This is a genomic window from Microbacterium sp. NPDC087592, assembly GCF_044743585.1.
GTDB lineage: Bacteria > Actinomycetota > Actinomycetes > Actinomycetales > Microbacteriaceae > Microbacterium.
In genome coordinates, this window is sequence record NZ_JBIUWT010000001.1 from 1,070,729 (window position 1) to 1,087,095 (window position 16,367).

Below are 16,367 nucleotides of genomic sequence, written 5' to 3' on the forward strand. Positions count from 1 at the left end.
CGACCGATGGGGTGTCCGGTCGTTGAGCGAGCGAAGCGAGACGAAACGCGCCGCAGGATGGTGCTTACTCGGCGGGCTTGAGCTTCGTGAGGATCTGCACGATGTTCTGCTGCGTCGGGTCGGCGGACGCATACGGGTCCTCCTCCGACGGCCAGCCCACGTAGTTGCGGGTGTTGAACTCGCCCAGCAGCGGGTGCGCGCCCAGCGGGATGGCCGGCACCTGCTCGGCGAAGATCGTCTGCAGCGTGTCGAGTGCCGCGGTGCGCTCCTCGTCGGACGAGGCGTTGGCGTACGAGTTCAGCGCGGCCGTCGCCTCGGGGTCGTCGAAGCGGCCGAAGTTGAAGCCGGCCTTGCCGTCCGAGATCCAGCGCGGGTCCATGGTCGAGGTGTAGAGGCCGTAGGCCGTGCCGCTGTCCTCGAGCCAGTGGATGATCGCGGAGAAGGTGCCGTTGTCGCGCGGGTCCGCCCAGCCGCCCCAGTCGGGCATGTCGATCTTGACCTCGGCGCCGATGGCATCGGTCACGTCTTCGGCGATGAGCTCCTGCGCGGTGTTCCAGTCGCTCCACCCGGAGGGGACGGAGAGCGTGAACGAGACGGGCGCACCGTCGGGGTCGATCAGCGCGTCGTCCTTCCAGGTGTAGCCGGCGGTCTCGAGCAGGTCGCGCGCCTTCTCGGCATCGACCGAGTAGTCCACGTCCTTGAATTCGGGCTGGATCTCGTCTTCGAGGATCGACGACAGTCCGGTCACCGACCAGACGGCCTCGCTGGCACCCTCGCGGGCGATGTCGACGTAGGCGTCGCGGTCGATCACCCAGGCGAGCGCCTGACGGAAGGCCGGGTCGTCGAACGGCTTCTGCTGCAGGTTCATGAACAGCGTCGCCGAGCCGGTGGTGGGAGCTGCCCAGAACTTGTTGTGCTCGGGGTCGACCGACAGGAACTGCTCCTCGATCTGCGGGATGAACGCCTGCGCCCAGTCGGCGTCGCCGTTGGCGAGAGCGGTGGTCAGCGCGGTGTTGTCGCCGTACGAGACGTAGTGCAGCTGGGGTACCGAGAGGTCGCCGCCCCAGTAGTCGTCGCGGGCGTCGAGCGTGACCGACTCGGTCGACCAGTTCGACAGCACGTAGGGACCGGTGCCGACCAGGTCGTCACCCTTGACGGGGTTCGTGGCCGGGTCGTCGAGGTTCTCCCAGATGTGCTTCGGAACGATCGGCACGTGCAGGGCGCGGGCCTGGTTGACGTACTTCGACGCGGCGAAGGTCAGCACGACGTTGTCGCCCTCGACCACGGCGCTGTCGAGCTGGAGGCCGGCCGTGTCCAGCGCGGGCGTGGAGGCGAGCTCGTACGAGTAGACGATGTCGTCGGCGGTGAACGGCTCGCCGTCGCTCCAGGTGACATCCTTGCGCGGCACGACCGTGAGGACGGTGTAGTCGTCGTTCCACTCGATGCTCTCGGCGAGCCAGGGGGTGACTCCGCGGTCGCCGGTCTGGTTCACGAGGGCGAGGGTCTCGAAGATCACCTTGCCGTAGCCGTACTTCGAGGCGGACGAGTCGCCGACGAACGGGTTGTTGGATTCGGTGGTGATCGCGCCGTCGGGCTTCGCGATCGTGAGGGCGGCGCCGCCGGCAGCACTGCCGGAGTCGTCGTTCCCTCCGGCGGAGCATCCGGCGAGGGCCGAGATACCGAGGGCGGTGATCGCGGTCGCCGCGATCAGAGACTTTCTGAGCTTCATTGCTTCTCCTTGGGCACGGTCGTTGTGCTGTGTCGCCGGTGGATGGGGGTCCGCCGGCCGTCGTGATTTGCTTACTGTCGAGAAAGTAAGCTTCCGTGAGGTTACCGAGGAGTAAGTTGGATCGCAAGCACGGCTTGCGAGAGAGAGGAGGCCGCGATGGCAGACAGTGACCAGACCGTCCGCGTGCGCCCGGCGACCCTCGCGAAACGCGAGCAGATCCTCAAGGCGGCGGTCGAGATCTTCGGCAACAAGGGCTCGACCAACGGCACCCTCGCCGACGTCGCCGACCAGGTCGGGATCACCCATGCCGGGGTGCTCCATCACTTCGGGTCGAAGCAGAAGCTGCTGCTCGAGGTGCTCTCGTACCGCGACCAGACAGACGTCGCCGAACTCGCCGAGAAGCACATCCCCGGCGGCCCCGAGCTCTTCCTGCACCTGGTGCGCACGGCGTACGCGAACGAGCGGCGGCCCGGCATCGTGCAGGCGTACACCGTGCTCTCATCGGAATCCGTGACCGACGACCACCCCGGACGCGAGTACTTCGAGGACCGGTACACGACACTGCGCCGCGAGGTCACCGCCGCCTTCCACGAGCTGTGCGCCCAGGAGGGCGTGCGTGATCCCGACACGATCGCCGACGCGGCGGCCGCGATCCTCGCGGTGATGGACGGGCTGCAGCTCCAGTGGCTCCTCCACCCGGGGACCGTCGAGCTGGGCGGGGCGAGCGAGTTCGCGATCCGGGCGATCGTGAACGCGGTGCTGCATCCCGGGCCCGAGCTGTCGACGTACAGCCACCCCTGATCCCACCGGGCGCCACCGCTAGGCTCGGGCCATGACGATCGACCTCGAAGCGCTGTACATCGACCTGCATCAGCATCCGGAGCTCTCGTTCCAGGAGACGCGCACCGCCGGCATCGCCGCCCAGCACCTGCGCGATCTCGGTCTCGAGGTCGAAGAAGGTGTGGGCGTCACCGGCGTCATCGGCGTGCTGCGCAACGGCGACGGGCCGGTCGTGTGGGCGCGCGCCGACATGGACGCGCTGCCGGTCGAGGAGCAGACCGGGCTCGCCTACGCCAGCACCGCACACGGCGTCGACCCTGCGGGGACGACCGTCCCCGTCATGCACGCCTGCGGCCACGACATGCACGTCACGGCGATGATCGGCGCCGTCGAGAAGCTCGTCGCCGAGCGCGACCAGTGGTCGGGCACGCTCGTCGTGGTGATCCAGCCGGCCGAGGAGTACGGCGCTGGCGCGCGGGCGATGCTCGACGCCGGCGTCCTCGACCGCTACCCGAAGCCCGACATCGTGCTCGGGCAGCACGTGACCCCGCTGCCCGCCGGCATCATCGGCGTGCGCAGCGGCACCCAGATGGCGGCATCCGACGGCCTGACCGTGACGCTGCACGGGCGCGGCGGCCACGGTTCCCGCCCGCACGCCACCATCGACCCGGTGGTCATGGCCGCGGCGACCGTGATGCGTCTGCAGACCATCACCTCACGCGAGATCGACCCGCAGGGCGTGGCCGTCGTGACGGTCGGCTCGATCCACGCCGGACTCAAGAACAACATCATCCCCGCGGAGGCGAAGCTCGAACTCAGCCTGCGCTACCCGAACGAAGAGGCGCGCGAGAAGGTGCTCTCGAGCGTCGAGCGCATCGTGCGGGCCGAGGCCGCGGCATCCGGCGCCGAGCGGGAGCCCGAGATCCGCACCGACCACACCCTGCCGGCCACGATCAACGACGAGGATGCCACGGCGCGGGTGACCGCAGCTCTGCAGCGTGCCCTCGGCGAGGCATCGGTCATCGACCCCGGCATGTTCACCGGCAGCGAGGACGTCTCGTGGTTCGCGCGGGATGCCGGGGCGCCGCTGGTGTTCTGGTTCTGGGGCGGCATCGACCCGGTCCGTTTCGCGGAGGCGAGCGCGGCCGGGCGCCTGGAGAAGGACATCCCGACCAACCACTCCCCCTTCTTCGCCCCCGAGATCCACCCGACGATCGAGGTCGGCGTGACGGCACTGTCGGCCGCAGCGCGGGAGTTCCTCGGCTAGACCGCGGGCTCGGCTCGGCTGCGGGGGTCGCGCTCCCGTCGGAGACACGCGCTTCCGTCGGCCTTCTGCCGCAATACGGCCGACGGAAGTGCGGATCTCCGCGGCCGGTGCGGCGCGCGTGAGCGCGTGTCCCCCGAATGGCCGATGGCGGGGGTGTCGGATGTCGGCCATGATGACCATATGGTTCCTCGGAAGGGCTCTGCCTCGAGGTCGGAGCGGACTTTCATGGAGGTACCTCGTGCTCATGCCGTACGCCCTCGGTGACGGGCCCTGTCGTTGACCGCGCCGAATCAACCGACGGACGATCTCTCCGACTTCGCGGATTTGATGACCCGCGAGCAGGAGTTCGCCTCCCCTCGTGATCTCGATCCAGAGGCCCACAGGCGACGCCGACGCCGGGGACTCATCATCACCGCGGTCTGTGTGGTGCTCCTGCTGGCTGCGACCGGAGGATACGTCGCGTGGGCTCTCACCGCGCCGGTGAACCCGCCGGCGGTGACCACACAGGTACCGCCGGTCCCAGTCGGCGGCGCTGCGGCCCTCGCCGCGGTTCCCGCGTCCGCCTCGGCGATCAGCATCTCCGGCGCGGACGAGTACCTGGGTGAGGGGGCGAGCGGAATCTGGTCGTCGAGCGGGACCGGCGATCCGCTCCCCATCGCGAGCATCACCAAGCTCATCACCGCACTGGTCATCCTCGACGCCGTCCCACTCGCCTCCGCCGACGACCCCGGGCCCACGATCACCTTCAGCAAGGCCGACCACGACCTCTACGACAGGTACTACGTGCAGGGCGCGACCATCGCCCCCATGCCCACGGGCACGTCGATGTCGCTGCACGATGCCCTCGCGACCATGCTGATCCCGTCGGCGAGCAACTACGCCGAGGCACTGTCATCCCGGATCTTCGGATCGCAGAACGCGTTCCTCGGCGCGACTCGCGATTGGCTCTCCGCCCACGGCTTGACGGGCACCACGATCACCGAGCCCACCGGCATCAGCCCGCGCAATACGAGCACGACTGCCGACCTCCTGGCCATCGGGAAGCTGGCCGCGGCGAATCCGACCATCGCTCAGATCGTCGCGACCTCATCGATCTCCCTCCCCGGCGCCGGCCAGCTGCACAACACCAACGGCCTGCTCGGAACGAGCGGGATCACGGGGCTGAAGACGGGCACCCTGGGCCACGGCACGTACAGCCTGCTGTACACCGCGACTCTCGTCGTGGGCACCGCCGAACCGCTCGCGGTGACCGGCGTCATCCTCGGAGGACCGACGCGCGAGTCCGTGAACGGCAGCGTGCTCGCGACCCTGGACAGCATCCGTACCGGCTTCCATGAGGTGCCGGTCGCGACAACCGGACAGGAGGTCGGCACGATCTCGACGCCTTGGGGCTCCACCGCGCAGCTGGTCATCGGCGAGGATGCGGCGATCTTCACCTGGTCGGACACCCCGATCATCGCGACGATGGACATCGAGACCCCGCCGACCTACCGCGACGGCTCGGTCGTCGGCAGCGTCACCTGGACCGCCGGACCGCACACCGTCACCGCCCCGGTCGCGATCAAGGGGAGTGTCGACGCACCGTCCGAGTGGTGGCGGCTCACGCACCCGTCCGAGCTCGGGTCAGCGACGGGAGACTGAGGGCTGAGGCGGCCCGCTCGTGCGAGCGCGGGTCCCACTCCCGTCGGTGAATCGCACTCCCGTCGGCCGTCGTGCCACGAAACGTACGAGGGAAGTGCGATTGGCCGCAGCAGGCGCGAGCAGTGACGACGCGAGCCGGTGTCCGTCGGCTAGACCCCGACGACCCGCGGGTCGACAGGCGCGGGCGGAGCAGAGCGCGGCGCCGGGGGCGGCGGCGGGGCGAGCTGGCGCTGCGGCACACCGTGCGCCTCACGATGCAGGCGCTCCATGCGGCTGTCGAGCTCGGAGGCGGCATCCGCGGCGTCGGACAGGCTGTCGACCAGGTGCGAGGGCACCTGGTTCGAGAACTTGTAGTAGATCTTGTGCTCGAGGCTGGCCCAGAAGTCCATCGCGATCGTGCGGAACTGCACCTCGACCGGAACCGACAGCGCGCCGGTCGACAGGAACACGGGCACCTCGATGATCGCGTGCAGGCTCTTGTAGCCGTTGGCCTTCGGGTGCGCGATGTAGTCCTTGACGGTGCGCACCGTGACGTCGTCCTGCGCGGTGAGCAGGTCGAACAGGCGGTAGACGTCGGCGACGAAGCTGCACGTCACGCGCACGCCGGCGATGTCGGTGATCTCGGCGCGGATGCGGTCGAAGTCGGGCTCGTCGATTCCCTTGCGGGCGATCTTCTCGACGATGCTGTCCGGCGACTTCAGTCGGCTCTTCACATGCTCGATCGGGTTGTACGCGTGGTCGTGCGTGAACTCGTCGCGGAGGATCGAGATCTTGGTCTCGACCTCGCGCATCCCGAACTCGTACTCGCGCAGGAACCGCTGCAGCTCGTCACGCAGCACGCGGGCCTGGTTGATCGTGTCCTCGGTGACGTGAACGGTCGACATGACATCGACGTTACGCGTTCGTGATCGGAAACCGCTGTGGATGCGCGATGTCCTCACGACTCACATGCGGCGGGCTCCGGGGCGCGGGGCTGCGACGTCCGCCCGCGCGTCGACGAGGTGCTGGCCGGAGAGGACACCGGGCAGGCCGCGCCCGGAGCGGGTCGTGAACAACAGGACGACCGCGACGAGGAACAGCACGGCCGCCGCGAACCCGAAGATCCCGCCGGGCAGCTGAAGAGCGCTGATCCCTCCGATGCCGCCCGCCCAGCGCAGGAGGCGCGCGAACGGTGCCGGCAGACGCGATCCCGTGTAGCGGAGCTGCACGGCGATGTCACCGATCGAACGCCCGCCGATCAGGATCAGCACCAGGAACAGTGCGGACGGGACGATCGTGGCCGCCGCGGACGAGAGAGTGCCGTCGAGCACCGCGGCGCGGTCCTTCACGACGAACTCGAGCCAGACCTGCACGGTCACGCCGGCGCCCATGCTCAGGAATCCGTAGGCGAGGAAGTCGCACAGCATCGCGAGGGCGCGGCGACCGCGGGTGACCGGACGGGGAAGGTCGGCGTCGGGGCGCGCCTCCGCGCCGCGCAGCGACCGCGGGACGACCAGCGCCACGGTGCAGCCGACGACGGCGCCGAGGGTGTTCGTCATCAGATCACCCACGTCGAAGAAGCGATACGCGCAGGGATAGACCCCCCACACGCCGGTCAGCTGCGTCGTCTCGATCAGCAGCGACAGTCCGAATCCGGCGGCGAACGCCACCAGGATGCCGCGACCGGCGAGGACCCGCACGAAGAAGCCGAGCGGGAGGAACAGCAGCACGTTGAACACCAACTGCAGCAGGGCCGGCTGCCGCAGCGGGTTGCCCGGCGCCGCGAACGCCTTCTGCACGTCGCGCACGACCGACATCGGATCGGTGATCGCCCCGACGCAGCGGATCGTGTCCGGGTCGGGCAGCGGAAGCAGGGTGTACGTCCAGATCGCCCAGAAGTAGATCAGGGCCGACAGCCAGAGCAGAGTGCGCCCGAGGCCGAGTCGCCCGCGCCGCCGGTAGCTGATCGCCACGAACGGCACGAACAGGAGGATGCCGAAAGCCACTCCGATCGCGATGGCGATGAACCCGAGCAGCACCTGATCTTCCACAGCGTGCCAGTGTAGCCGCGGCCGTAAGGATTCCGTGAGGGACCCGCATCCGACCGTAGGGATTCCGTGAGGATCGCGTGAGGATGCCGTCAGCAGGCGTAGTGTCGCCGGACGTGTCCAACGAAAACAGGGAGAGCGCGGACGCGCCCCCGCGCGCGAAGCGCATCATCATCGGGGAACCGCTGACGAGCCAGCAGGTCGACGACCAGCTGCTCCCCAAGCGCATGGCACTGCCGATCTTCGCGTCGGACGCGCTGAGCTCCGTGGCCTACGCGCCACAGGAACTCGTGATGATCCTGCTGATCGGTGGACTCACCTTCCTCTCCTTCACGCCGCTCGTCGCGATCTCGGTCGTGGTGCTGCTGATCGTGGTCGTGCTCAGCTACCGGCAGCTCATCAAGGCCTACCCCTCGGGCGGCGGCGACTACGAGGTCGCGTCGAAGAATCTGGGCGAGATCCCCGGCGTGATCGTCGCCGCGGCCCTCCTGGTCGACTACGTCCTGACCGTGGCGGTGTCGGTCGCCTCCGGCGTCGACAACATCATCTCGGCGGTGCCCGGGCTCGACCCGTTCCGCGTGGAGCTCGCGGTCGGCTTCGTGATCCTCATCATCGTCGTGAACCTGCGCGGGGTCCGCGAAGCGTCTCTCGTCTTCGCGATCCCGACGTACGTCTTCATCGCCTCGGTCGGCATCATGATCGTCACCGGCCTGATCCGCACGTTCCTGGGCGACGCCCCCGTCGCCTCGAGTGCGGACTTCTCCGTGCAGGCCGAGAGTCTCAGCCAGGCCGCCGTGATCCTGCTGATCCTGCGCGCGTTCTCGAGCGGTTGCTCCGCCCTCACCGGCGTCGAGGCCGTGTCGAACGGGGTGCCCGCCTTCCGGGCGCCCAAGGTACGCAACGCCCAGTCGACCCTCGTGCTGATGGGGTCGATCGCCGCCTGCTTGTTCGCCGGGCTCACCGCGCTCGCCCTCATCACCGGCGTGCACTACGCCGAGAACCCGTGCGACCTGATCGGGTTCGACTGCACGAACCCGCAGCCGAGCCTGATGGCGCAGATCGCCTCGGCGACGTTCGGCGGCGGCAGCATCGCCTTCTTCATCGTGCAGGCCGCGACCGCGTGCGTGCTGCTGCTCGCCGCGAACACCGCCTTCAACGGGTTCCCGCTGCTGGGCGCCGTGCTCGCCCGCGACGGCTACGCCCCGAAGTCGCTCAACACCCGCGGCGACCGCCTGGTGTTCTCGAACGGCATGATCCTGCTGGGCATCGCCGCGATCGCGGTGCTCGTCGTGTTCCAGGCGAAGCTCACCACCCTGATCCAGCTGTACATCATCGGTGTGTTCGTGTCGTTCTCGCTCGGCCAGATCGGCATGGTGCGGCACTGGCGACGGGTGCTGCGCGGACCGGTGGAGGACAAAGCAGAATCCGGCATCGACGGAGCATCCGCCTCCGATCGTCGTTCGGCGAAGATCGGGCTCATCATCAACTCGGCCGGCGCAGTGATGACCGTGCTCGTGCTGCTGATCGTGACGATCACCAAGTTCACGCACGGCGCCTACCTGGTGTTCTTCGCGATCCCGATCCTCGCCTTCCTCATGCTGGGCGTGAAGCGGTACTACCGCGACGTCGAGCACGAGATCGCGATCGACGACACCACCAAGTTCGGCGCGACCGGCGACCTCGCGATCGTGCTCGTGAACCGACTGCAGAAGCCCGTCGTGAAGGCCATCGACTATGCGATCGCGGCCAAGCACGGCAAGACACTCGCGGTGCACGTGGCCGTCGCCTCCGACGACGCCGCCACGCTGCAGCAGGAGTGGGCCGACCACCTCGTGCCCATCCCGCTCGTGATCGTCGAGTCGCCGTACCGCTCGTTCGCGCAGCCGGTCACCCAGTTCATCAAGCAGTACCGCGAGAAGCACGGCTCGTCCGTCGTGACCGTCTACCTACCGCAGTACATCGTGGGGCACTGGTGGGAGTCGTTCCTGCACAACCGTCGCGCCCGCCGCCTCGCCAACCAGCTGATGCTCGTGCACGGGGTGTCGATCACCCTCGTGCCCTGGCTGCTCGACTCGTCGGAGCTCATCTACGGCCGTCGTTCCCGCCCGCTGCCCGGTCAGGAGCGTGCCGGGCGGCCCGTGGTCGTCAACGGCCGCCGCGCGCACCGGCCCGCGGGTCCGCCGCAGGAGTAGGCGCGCCGCGGCTCTCGTCACACTCCGGCGAGCACCGAACCGAGGATGCCGGCGGCCTCGGCGAAGCGCGTAGGGTCGGCATTCGCGTAGTTGAGCCGCACGTACGAGCCGGAGGGCTCGGCGGGGAACCACTCGGATCCCGGTGAGATGATCACGCCGCGCACCTCGCAGTCGCGGACGATCTGCACGACATCCGTCCCCTCGGGGAGCCGCACCCACAGGTTCAGGCCGCCTGCCGGGATGCCCTCGACCTGCGCCGACGGGGCGTGCTCGGCCAGGCTCGACACCAGAAGGTCGCGGCGCGCGCGCAGGTGCTCGCGGAACCCGCGCAGGTGCGTGCGCCAGGCGGGCTGCGTGATCACGTCGAGCGCGGCGGCCTGCAGCAGCCCGCTCACGTACATGGACTCCGCCGCACGGTCGGCCAGGATCCGCTCTCGCGCAGGCCCCCGGGCGATCACGGCCGCGACGCGCAGGGCGGGCGAGGCGCTCTTGGTGAGGGAGCGCAGGTACACGACATGGCCGTCGTCGTCGGATGCGGCGATCGGTCGCGGCTCGGCATCGATCCCCAGGTCGTGCGCCCAGTCGTCCTCGATCAGGAAGGCCCCATGCTGGCGCACGGTCTCGAGAACGGCCTCCCCCGTCGCGGTCGACCACTGCGCGCCGGTCGGGTTGGCGAACGTCGGCTGCGCGTAGAACGCTCGGGCACCCGTCTGCGCGAACGCCCGCTCCACGTCATCCGGATCGGGGCCCTGGGGGCCGGAGGGGATCGGCACCAGCACGACACCCGCCTGCGCGGCGGCGAGCAGCGCGCCCCAGTAGGTGGGTGACTCGACGAGCAGCGGCTGCCCAGGGCCCACGACCGCACGGAAGATCGAGCTCAGCCCGCTCTGACTGCCCGAGATGACGAGAGCATCGCGCGCCGATGCGGGTGTGACGCCGGCGGGGGCGGTGGCGGCCAGCTCTCCCGCGAACCAGGCCTGCAGCTCCGGCAGCCCCGCGGCAGGCGACCGGGTCAGCGCGGCGTCGGTGCGTGCGGCACGCACGAGCGCCTGCCGCACGAGCCGCTCCGGCAGCAGCTCGACCGCGGGGTAGCCGGAGTGGAGCCCGATCGCATCTGGGGACACTGTGCGCTGCGTGGACGACAGGCCCGCGAGTCCGGCGGGCGCCGTGCCGAGCGCTGCGGTCTGCCAGCCGTAGTCGGCTGAGCGGGCGGGGCGGATCGCGCGGACGAACGTGCCTGCGCCCGGACGCGACTCCACCAGCCCGAGCCGGACGAGCTGCTGCATCGCCTTCTGCACGGTGACCGGGCTCGCCCCGTACTCGGCCATCAGTGCACGGTTCGACGGCACTCGCGCGCCCGGCGAGGCGGAGGAGATCCATGCACGGACACCGGCGACGATCCGGTCACTGCTATCCTGACTCATGAAAGTAGAGAGTAGCGTTATCGCTCCGCGATCGACAGTGCTATCGACGCACGCCGGCCTCTGGTGGGGGCTACTCGGCGTCACCGCCTTCTCGTTCACCCTCCCGTTCACACGGATCGCCGTCGACGGCCTCTCCCCGCTGTTCATCGGCGCAGGGCGCGCGGTCGTCGCCGCCCTCCTCGCCGGAATCGCCCTGGCCGCGACACGACAGCACATCCCGACGCGAGTGCAGTGGTGGCGACTGGCCATCGTCGCCGGCGGAGTCGTGGCCGGATTCCCGCTGCTCACCTCGTTCGCGATGACCACGACCCCCGCCAGTCACGGCGCCGTCGTGATCGGCCTGCTGCCCGCCGCGACCGCCGTCGCCGTGGTGGTCCGCACCGGCGAGCGCCCGAACCGCTCCTTCTGGATCTTCGCGACCCTCGGCGCGGTCGCCGCCGTCGTGTTCGCCGCCCTGCAGAACGGCGGACTCGGATCCCTCACCACTGCAGACCTGCTGCTGTTCGGAGCCGTGCTGGCCGCAGCGATCGGCTATGCGGAGGGCGGTCTGCTCTCCCGCGAGCTCGGCTCCTGGCAGACCGTGTCGTGGGCACTCATCGTCGCCGCTCCCCTCATGGTCGTCCTCACCGTGGTGTCGGCGATCCAGCAGCCACCCGCAGCGAGCCCCGTGCAATGGCTCGCCTTCGCCTACCTTGCCGCGGTGAGCATGTTCCTCGGATTCTTCGCCTGGTACCGCGGACTCGCGATCGGACCGATGGCGCAGGTGAGCCAGATCCAGCTCGTCCAGCCCGTGATGAGCATCGCGTGGGCCGCCCTCCTGCTGCACGAGCCGATCGGCTGGGCCACCGCCGTCGGAGGTCTCGCCGTCATCGCCTGCGCCGCGCTCGCGGTGCGCACCCGCCTGAAAGTCCACCCCCGAACCGAACGGCCGCCCCGAGAAGAGGAGTCCTGATGCGCCACACACCCCGCTATCTGATGACCGACCCCGACGAGGTCAAGCGCCTCATCCGCGGCAACCCGTGGGCGGCGTTCGTCTCCCCGACGAGCACCGGACTCGTCGCCTCGCACTACCCCGCGCTGCTCATCGAGGACGAGGAGGGCATCGTGATCGCCAGCCATTTCGGACGGCCCGACGATGAGCTCCACGAACTCGGTCGGCACGAGGTTCTCGTGATCATCCAGGGGCCGCACGACTACGTCTCACCGAGCCTGTATGCGCCGGGCGACCTGGTCCCCACGTGGAACCACGTGACCGCGCACCTCTACGGCACCCCCGAGATCCTCAGCGAGGAGGAGAACTACGCCATGCTCACGCAGTTGACCGACCACTTCGAGAACGGGCAGGACCACGGCCGGCATCTGTCGGAGGACGAGCCGGGCACCCGCCGAGCGGCGAAGGGCACGGTCGGTCTGCGGATGCGCGTCGCCCGCTTCGACGCGCGCGCCAAGCTCAGCCAGAACAAGCCGCCCGAGGTGCGCGACAACATCACCGCGCGGTTCGCCGAGACGAACAGCGCACTCGCGTCGGAGATGCGGCGGGTCAGCGGGGAGCGACCGTGATCGGTCTCTAGATGCAGGCCCAGCAGTACACGCGGTGGCCGGATGCGGCGGCACGGCGCGCGAGAGCGGCGAGGTCGCGTGCGAACGCGGCCAACTGCGCCGGATCTGCACCCTCGAGCTCTTCGGTATGCGACCACGGCTCGGCCACCTCGGCGAGGCGCGCGTCGTCGGCTGCGGCGAGCGCGGATGCCAGGGCATCCGTCACCGTGATGATGATCCGGTCGTAGTCTTCGCTCATCGCGAGGTTGTGTCCGGCACGCGGGTCTTCGGTCACGTCGTCGTACGGGGCGCCCGTGAGCAGCGCCTCGAGCGTGCCGAGCTGCACGACGGGATCGATGCCGCCGAGCGTGCCGGCGTCGAAACCGGAGTCCGTCGCGGTCGGCCCGGCCTCCACGTCGAGGACCCGCACGGCCTCTTCGTCGGATGCGGCGGAGAAGTAGTCGTAGATCACACTCATGCTCGACATCCTGCCAGGCCGCGCCGACGCCGGCCTGCCGTGACACTAGTCACCCCAGGTCATGACGGGGCGGCACTTCCGGAAAGCCCAACTCCTGGATTCGCTCGCGGCCGACTGACCGACGGGCACCCACTCTGCCCGGTCGCGTACCTAGCCCGAGACGAGCCACAGCACGAGCACGGCGGCGAGCACCGTCGGCACCGCGGCCACCACTCCCCACAGCAGGAAGCGGCTCCACCGGATCGTCACCCCCAGCGCGACGATCCGGTTGTGCCAGAGCAGGGTCGCGAGCGAGGCCCACGGAGTGATGAGCGGGCCGATGTTCACGCCGATCAGCAGCGCCATCAGCGCGACGGGGTCACCGGCCACGGGTTCGAGCACGAGATATGCCGGGAGGTTGTTGATCGCGTTGGCGCTCACGGCCCCGAGCGCGGCCAGTCGGAACAGGTCACCGGGAGCGTCGCCGGTCGCCGTCGGCGAGGTGAGGTAGTCGAAGAGCCCCTGCACGTGCGCAGACTCGACCAGCACGAACAGCGACGCCGCGAGAGCGAGCGCCTGCCACGGGACGAGCGAGAGGCGCAGCGCCCGCCGTCGCCGCACCGCGAACAGGCCGATCAGCGCGAGGGCAGCGGCCGTGGCCGGGATCCAGACATCGTGGGTGAGAGCGAGCAACGGCATCAGGACGAGAAGGACGCCGGTGGCGCTCCAGAACAGAGCCGGATCGGCGGGACGCCGTGGCAGCGGCGTCTCATACGCGCCGAAGACCGTGCGCCGATGCATGACGGTGAGGATCGCGACGGGCACGAGGATGCCGACGAGCGTGGGCGCCCAGCTCAGCGCGAAGAACGCCCCCGGCCCGTCGCCGACGGCCGGGGCGGCGAGCAGATTCGTGAGGTTCGAGACCGGGAGCGCGAGCGATGCCGTGTTCGCGAGCCACACGGTCGCCAGCGCGAACGGAAGGGGTGAGACGCCGATGCTCTGCGCCAGGACGACCACCACCGGAGTGACGATCACGGCGGTCGTGTCGAGCGACAGGAACACCGTGCTCACCACGGCGAGCGCCACGACCAGCACCCACAGCGCGAGCACCCGTCCTCGACCCCAACGGGCGAGACGCTGCGAGACGACGTCGAACACGGCCGCGTCACGGGCGAGCTCGGCGACGATCGTGATCGCGACGACGAACCCCAGAACGGGGGCGGTCCGCTCGCCGAGCGCCCCGGCATCGGAGCGCGGCAGGAACCCGGTGAGCACGCAGACGAGGGCGACCACGACGAGTGCGCCGACGACCCACGTCCCGGCCCCGATCCGCAGCTTCCTGATCCCCACCTCGCGAGCATAGGGCCGAACCGTGAGCAACCCGCATGCATCCTCGGCGGGGGCGTAGGGGAACCGTCAGGATCGACGGATCCGCCCGCGCACGGGAGTTGTATCGGATCCGTGCTCGACATCATCTACATCGCGCTGACTCTCGCGCTGTTCGCCCTCGTGTCCCTGGTCGCCAAGGCGGTGGACCGCGCATGATCGTCTTCGAGATCATCGCGGCCGTCCTCGCCGTCGCCGCCGTCGTCTACCTCGTGGTCGCGCTCGTCGCCCCGGAGCGGTTCTGATGGGTGCGGCGATCTGGTTCGGCATCCTGCAGCTCACGGCCGTCGTGGTCGTGCTCGTGCTGCTCTACCGCCCCCTCGGCGACTACATCGCCAGGGTGTACTCCTCGGCGAAGGACCTGCGCGTCGAGCGCGGCGTCTACCGGCTGATCGGCGTCGACTCCTCCTCCGAGCAGACCTGGCGCGCCTACGCCCGCAGCGTGCTCGCGTTCTCGGTCGTCGGGCTGCTGCTCGTCTACGGGCTGCAGCGGCTGCAGGCGTTCCTGCCGCAGTCTCTGGGGCTGCCCGCCGTGCCCGAAGGGCTCGCTTTCAACACCGCGGCATCCTTCGTCGCCAACACCAACTGGCAGTCGTACTCGCCCGAGCAGACCGTGGGCTACACCGTGCAGCTCGCCGGCCTCACGGTGCAGAACTTCGTCTCTGCGGCGGTCGGACTCGCCATCGCGATCGCGCTGATCCGCGGCCTCGCACGCCGGGGCTCGGCGACCATCGGCAACTTCTGGGTCGACCTGATCCGCGGTCTCGGCCGCATCCTCCTCCCGATCGCCCTGATCGGTGCGGTGGCGCTCCTCGCCGGTGGCGTGATCCAGAACTTCGCCGGCTTCACCGATGTGACCACCGTGTCGGGCGGCACCCAGACCATTCCGGGCGGACCGGTCGCCTCACAGGAGGCGATCAAGCTCCTCGGCACCAACGGCGGCGGCTTCTTCAACGCCAACTCCGCGCACCCGTTCGAGAACCCGACCGGGTTCACGAACCTGCTGGAGGTGCTGCTGATCCTCGTGATCCCGTTCTCCCTCCCCCGCACGTTCGGCCGCATGGTCGGCGACCACCGCCAGGGCTACGCCATCGCCGCGGTCATGGGCACGATCTTCCTGATCTCGACCTTCGCGCTCTCGGCGCTCGAACTGGCCGGCCGCGGCAGCGCACCCGAGCTCGCCGGAGCCGCGATGGAAGGCAAGGAGGTGCGCTTCGGCATCCTCGGATCCACGCTGTTCGGCAGCGCGAGCACGCTCACCTCGACCGGTGCGGTCAACTCGATGCACGACTCGTACACGGCGCTCGGCGGCATGATGCCGATGCTGAACATGATGCTCGGCGAGGTCGCCCCCGGCGGCGTCGGCTCGGGCCTCTACGGCATGCTCGTGCTCGCGATCATCGCCGTGTTCGTCGGCGGACTGCTCGTCGGGCGCACCCCCGAATACCTCGGCAAGCGCATCGGTCCGCGGGAGATCAAGCTCGCGAGCCTGTACATCCTCGTGACGCCGACGCTTGTGCTGGTCGGCACCGCGCTGAGCTTCGCGATCCCCGGCATCCGGGAAGACGTGGAGTCGACCAGCATCCTGAACCCGGGCGTGCACGGCATGAGCGAGGTGCTCTACGCGTTCACCTCGGCGTCGAACAACAACGGCTCCGCCTTCGCCGGACTCACCGCGAACACCCCGTGGTTCAACACCGCACTCGGGATCGCGATGCTGCTCGGACGCTTCCTCCCCATCGTGCTCGTGCTGGCCCTCGCCGGCTCGTTCGCCGCGCAGGAGCGTGTGCCCGCCACCTCGGGAACGCTGCCTACCCACCGGCCGCAGTTCGTCGGCCTCCTCCTCACCGTGACGGTCGTCGTGACCGCCCTCACCTACTTCCCCGTGCTCGCACTGGGACCCCTTGCCGAAGGACTCGTCTGAC

At 69.4% G+C, this 16,367-nt stretch carries 14 protein-coding genes; 8 read left to right on the forward strand and 6 right to left on the reverse strand.

The features are described from left to right. Positions 1-64: 64 nt before the first annotated feature. Entirely contained in the window at positions 65-1,729 is a 1,665-nt protein-coding gene (locus ACIOTO_RS05105; RefSeq protein ID WP_105710706.1) for an ABC transporter substrate-binding protein, read from the reverse strand. Positions 1,730-1,885: 156 nt separating this feature from the next. Between ACIOTO_RS05105 and ACIOTO_RS05110 the strand changes: the two genes are divergently transcribed. The 3 genes from ACIOTO_RS05110 (at position 1,886) to ACIOTO_RS05120 (ending at position 5,417) form a co-directional block, all read left to right on the forward strand. Beyond that, positions 1,886-2,530, forward strand: coding sequence for a TetR/AcrR family transcriptional regulator (locus ACIOTO_RS05110; protein WP_105710705.1), 645 nt, complete (start codon positions 1,886-1,888; stop codon positions 2,528-2,530). A 31-nt stretch (positions 2,531-2,561) separates the two neighbouring features. Beyond that, positions 2,562-3,776, forward strand: coding sequence for an amidohydrolase (locus ACIOTO_RS05115; RefSeq protein ID WP_400856887.1), 1,215 nt, complete (start codon positions 2,562-2,564; stop codon positions 3,774-3,776). 327 nt (positions 3,777-4,103) lie between these two features. Beyond that, on the forward strand, positions 4,104-5,417 hold the full coding sequence (locus tag ACIOTO_RS05120; protein ID WP_400856889.1) for a D-alanyl-D-alanine carboxypeptidase family protein: 1,314 nt from the start codon (positions 4,104-4,106) through the stop codon (positions 5,415-5,417). A gap of 149 nt (positions 5,418-5,566) precedes the next feature. Here the strand turns inward: ACIOTO_RS05120 and ACIOTO_RS05125 are convergent, their stop codons facing one another. Both ACIOTO_RS05125 and ACIOTO_RS05130 read right to left on the reverse strand, forming a co-directional pair. Next, a complete protein-coding gene (locus ACIOTO_RS05125) occupies positions 5,567-6,301 on the reverse strand; it encodes a GTP pyrophosphokinase family protein (protein ID WP_262002891.1) in 735 nt (244 codons plus the stop codon). A gap of 60 nt (positions 6,302-6,361) precedes the next feature. Then, positions 6,362-7,447 carry a VanZ family protein gene (locus ACIOTO_RS05130; RefSeq protein ID WP_400856890.1) on the reverse strand — a complete coding sequence of 362 codons (1,086 nt, stop codon included), beginning with the start codon at positions 7,445-7,447 and terminating at the stop codon, positions 6,362-6,364. 83 nt (positions 7,448-7,530) lie between these two features. On the opposite strand from ACIOTO_RS05130, the gene ACIOTO_RS05135 reads away from it, so the two are divergent. Continuing rightward, positions 7,531-9,636, forward strand: a complete 2,106-nt coding sequence (locus ACIOTO_RS05135; protein WP_400856891.1) for an APC family permease — start codon at positions 7,531-7,533, stop codon at positions 9,634-9,636. A gap of 17 nt (positions 9,637-9,653) precedes the next feature. On the opposite strand, the gene ACIOTO_RS05140 is transcribed toward ACIOTO_RS05135, so the two are convergent. After that, a complete protein-coding gene (locus ACIOTO_RS05140) occupies positions 9,654-11,060 on the reverse strand; it encodes a PLP-dependent aminotransferase family protein (RefSeq protein ID WP_400856892.1) in 1,407 nt (468 codons plus the stop codon). Here ACIOTO_RS05140 and ACIOTO_RS05145 point away from each other — a divergent pair. Next, entirely contained in the window at positions 11,059-12,012 is a 954-nt protein-coding gene (locus ACIOTO_RS05145; protein ID WP_400856893.1) for a DMT family transporter, read from the forward strand. The two genes, ACIOTO_RS05140 and ACIOTO_RS05145, sit on opposite strands and share 2 nt — an antisense overlap. Then, positions 12,012-12,620 carry an FMN-binding negative transcriptional regulator gene (locus ACIOTO_RS05150; RefSeq protein ID WP_400856894.1) on the forward strand — a complete coding sequence of 203 codons (609 nt, stop codon included), beginning with the start codon at positions 12,012-12,014 and terminating at the stop codon, positions 12,618-12,620. The genes ACIOTO_RS05145 and ACIOTO_RS05150 overlap by 1 nt, the downstream gene beginning before the upstream one ends. Before the next feature lie 7 nt (positions 12,621-12,627). Here the strand turns inward: ACIOTO_RS05150 and ACIOTO_RS05155 are convergent, their stop codons facing one another. Next, positions 12,628-13,077, reverse strand: coding sequence for a hypothetical protein (locus ACIOTO_RS05155; protein WP_400856895.1), 450 nt, complete (start codon positions 13,075-13,077; stop codon positions 12,628-12,630). Positions 13,078-13,227: 150 nt separating this feature from the next. Then, positions 13,228-14,391, reverse strand: coding sequence for an SLC13 family permease (locus ACIOTO_RS05160; RefSeq protein WP_400858076.1), 1,164 nt, complete (start codon positions 14,389-14,391; stop codon positions 13,228-13,230). Between the two features lie 206 nt (positions 14,392-14,597). On the opposite strand from ACIOTO_RS05160, the gene ACIOTO_RS05165 reads away from it, so the two are divergent. Continuing rightward, positions 14,598-14,687 (forward strand): potassium-transporting ATPase subunit F, encoded by a 90-nt coding sequence (locus ACIOTO_RS05165; protein WP_036303189.1) that lies wholly within the window; start codon positions 14,598-14,600, stop codon positions 14,685-14,687. Further along, a complete protein-coding gene (gene kdpA / locus ACIOTO_RS05170; RefSeq protein ID WP_400856896.1) occupies positions 14,687-16,366 on the forward strand; it encodes a potassium-transporting ATPase subunit KdpA in 1,680 nt (559 codons plus the stop codon). Before ACIOTO_RS05165 ends, kdpA begins: the two co-directional genes overlap by 1 nt. Position 16,367: the final 1 nt, after the last annotated feature.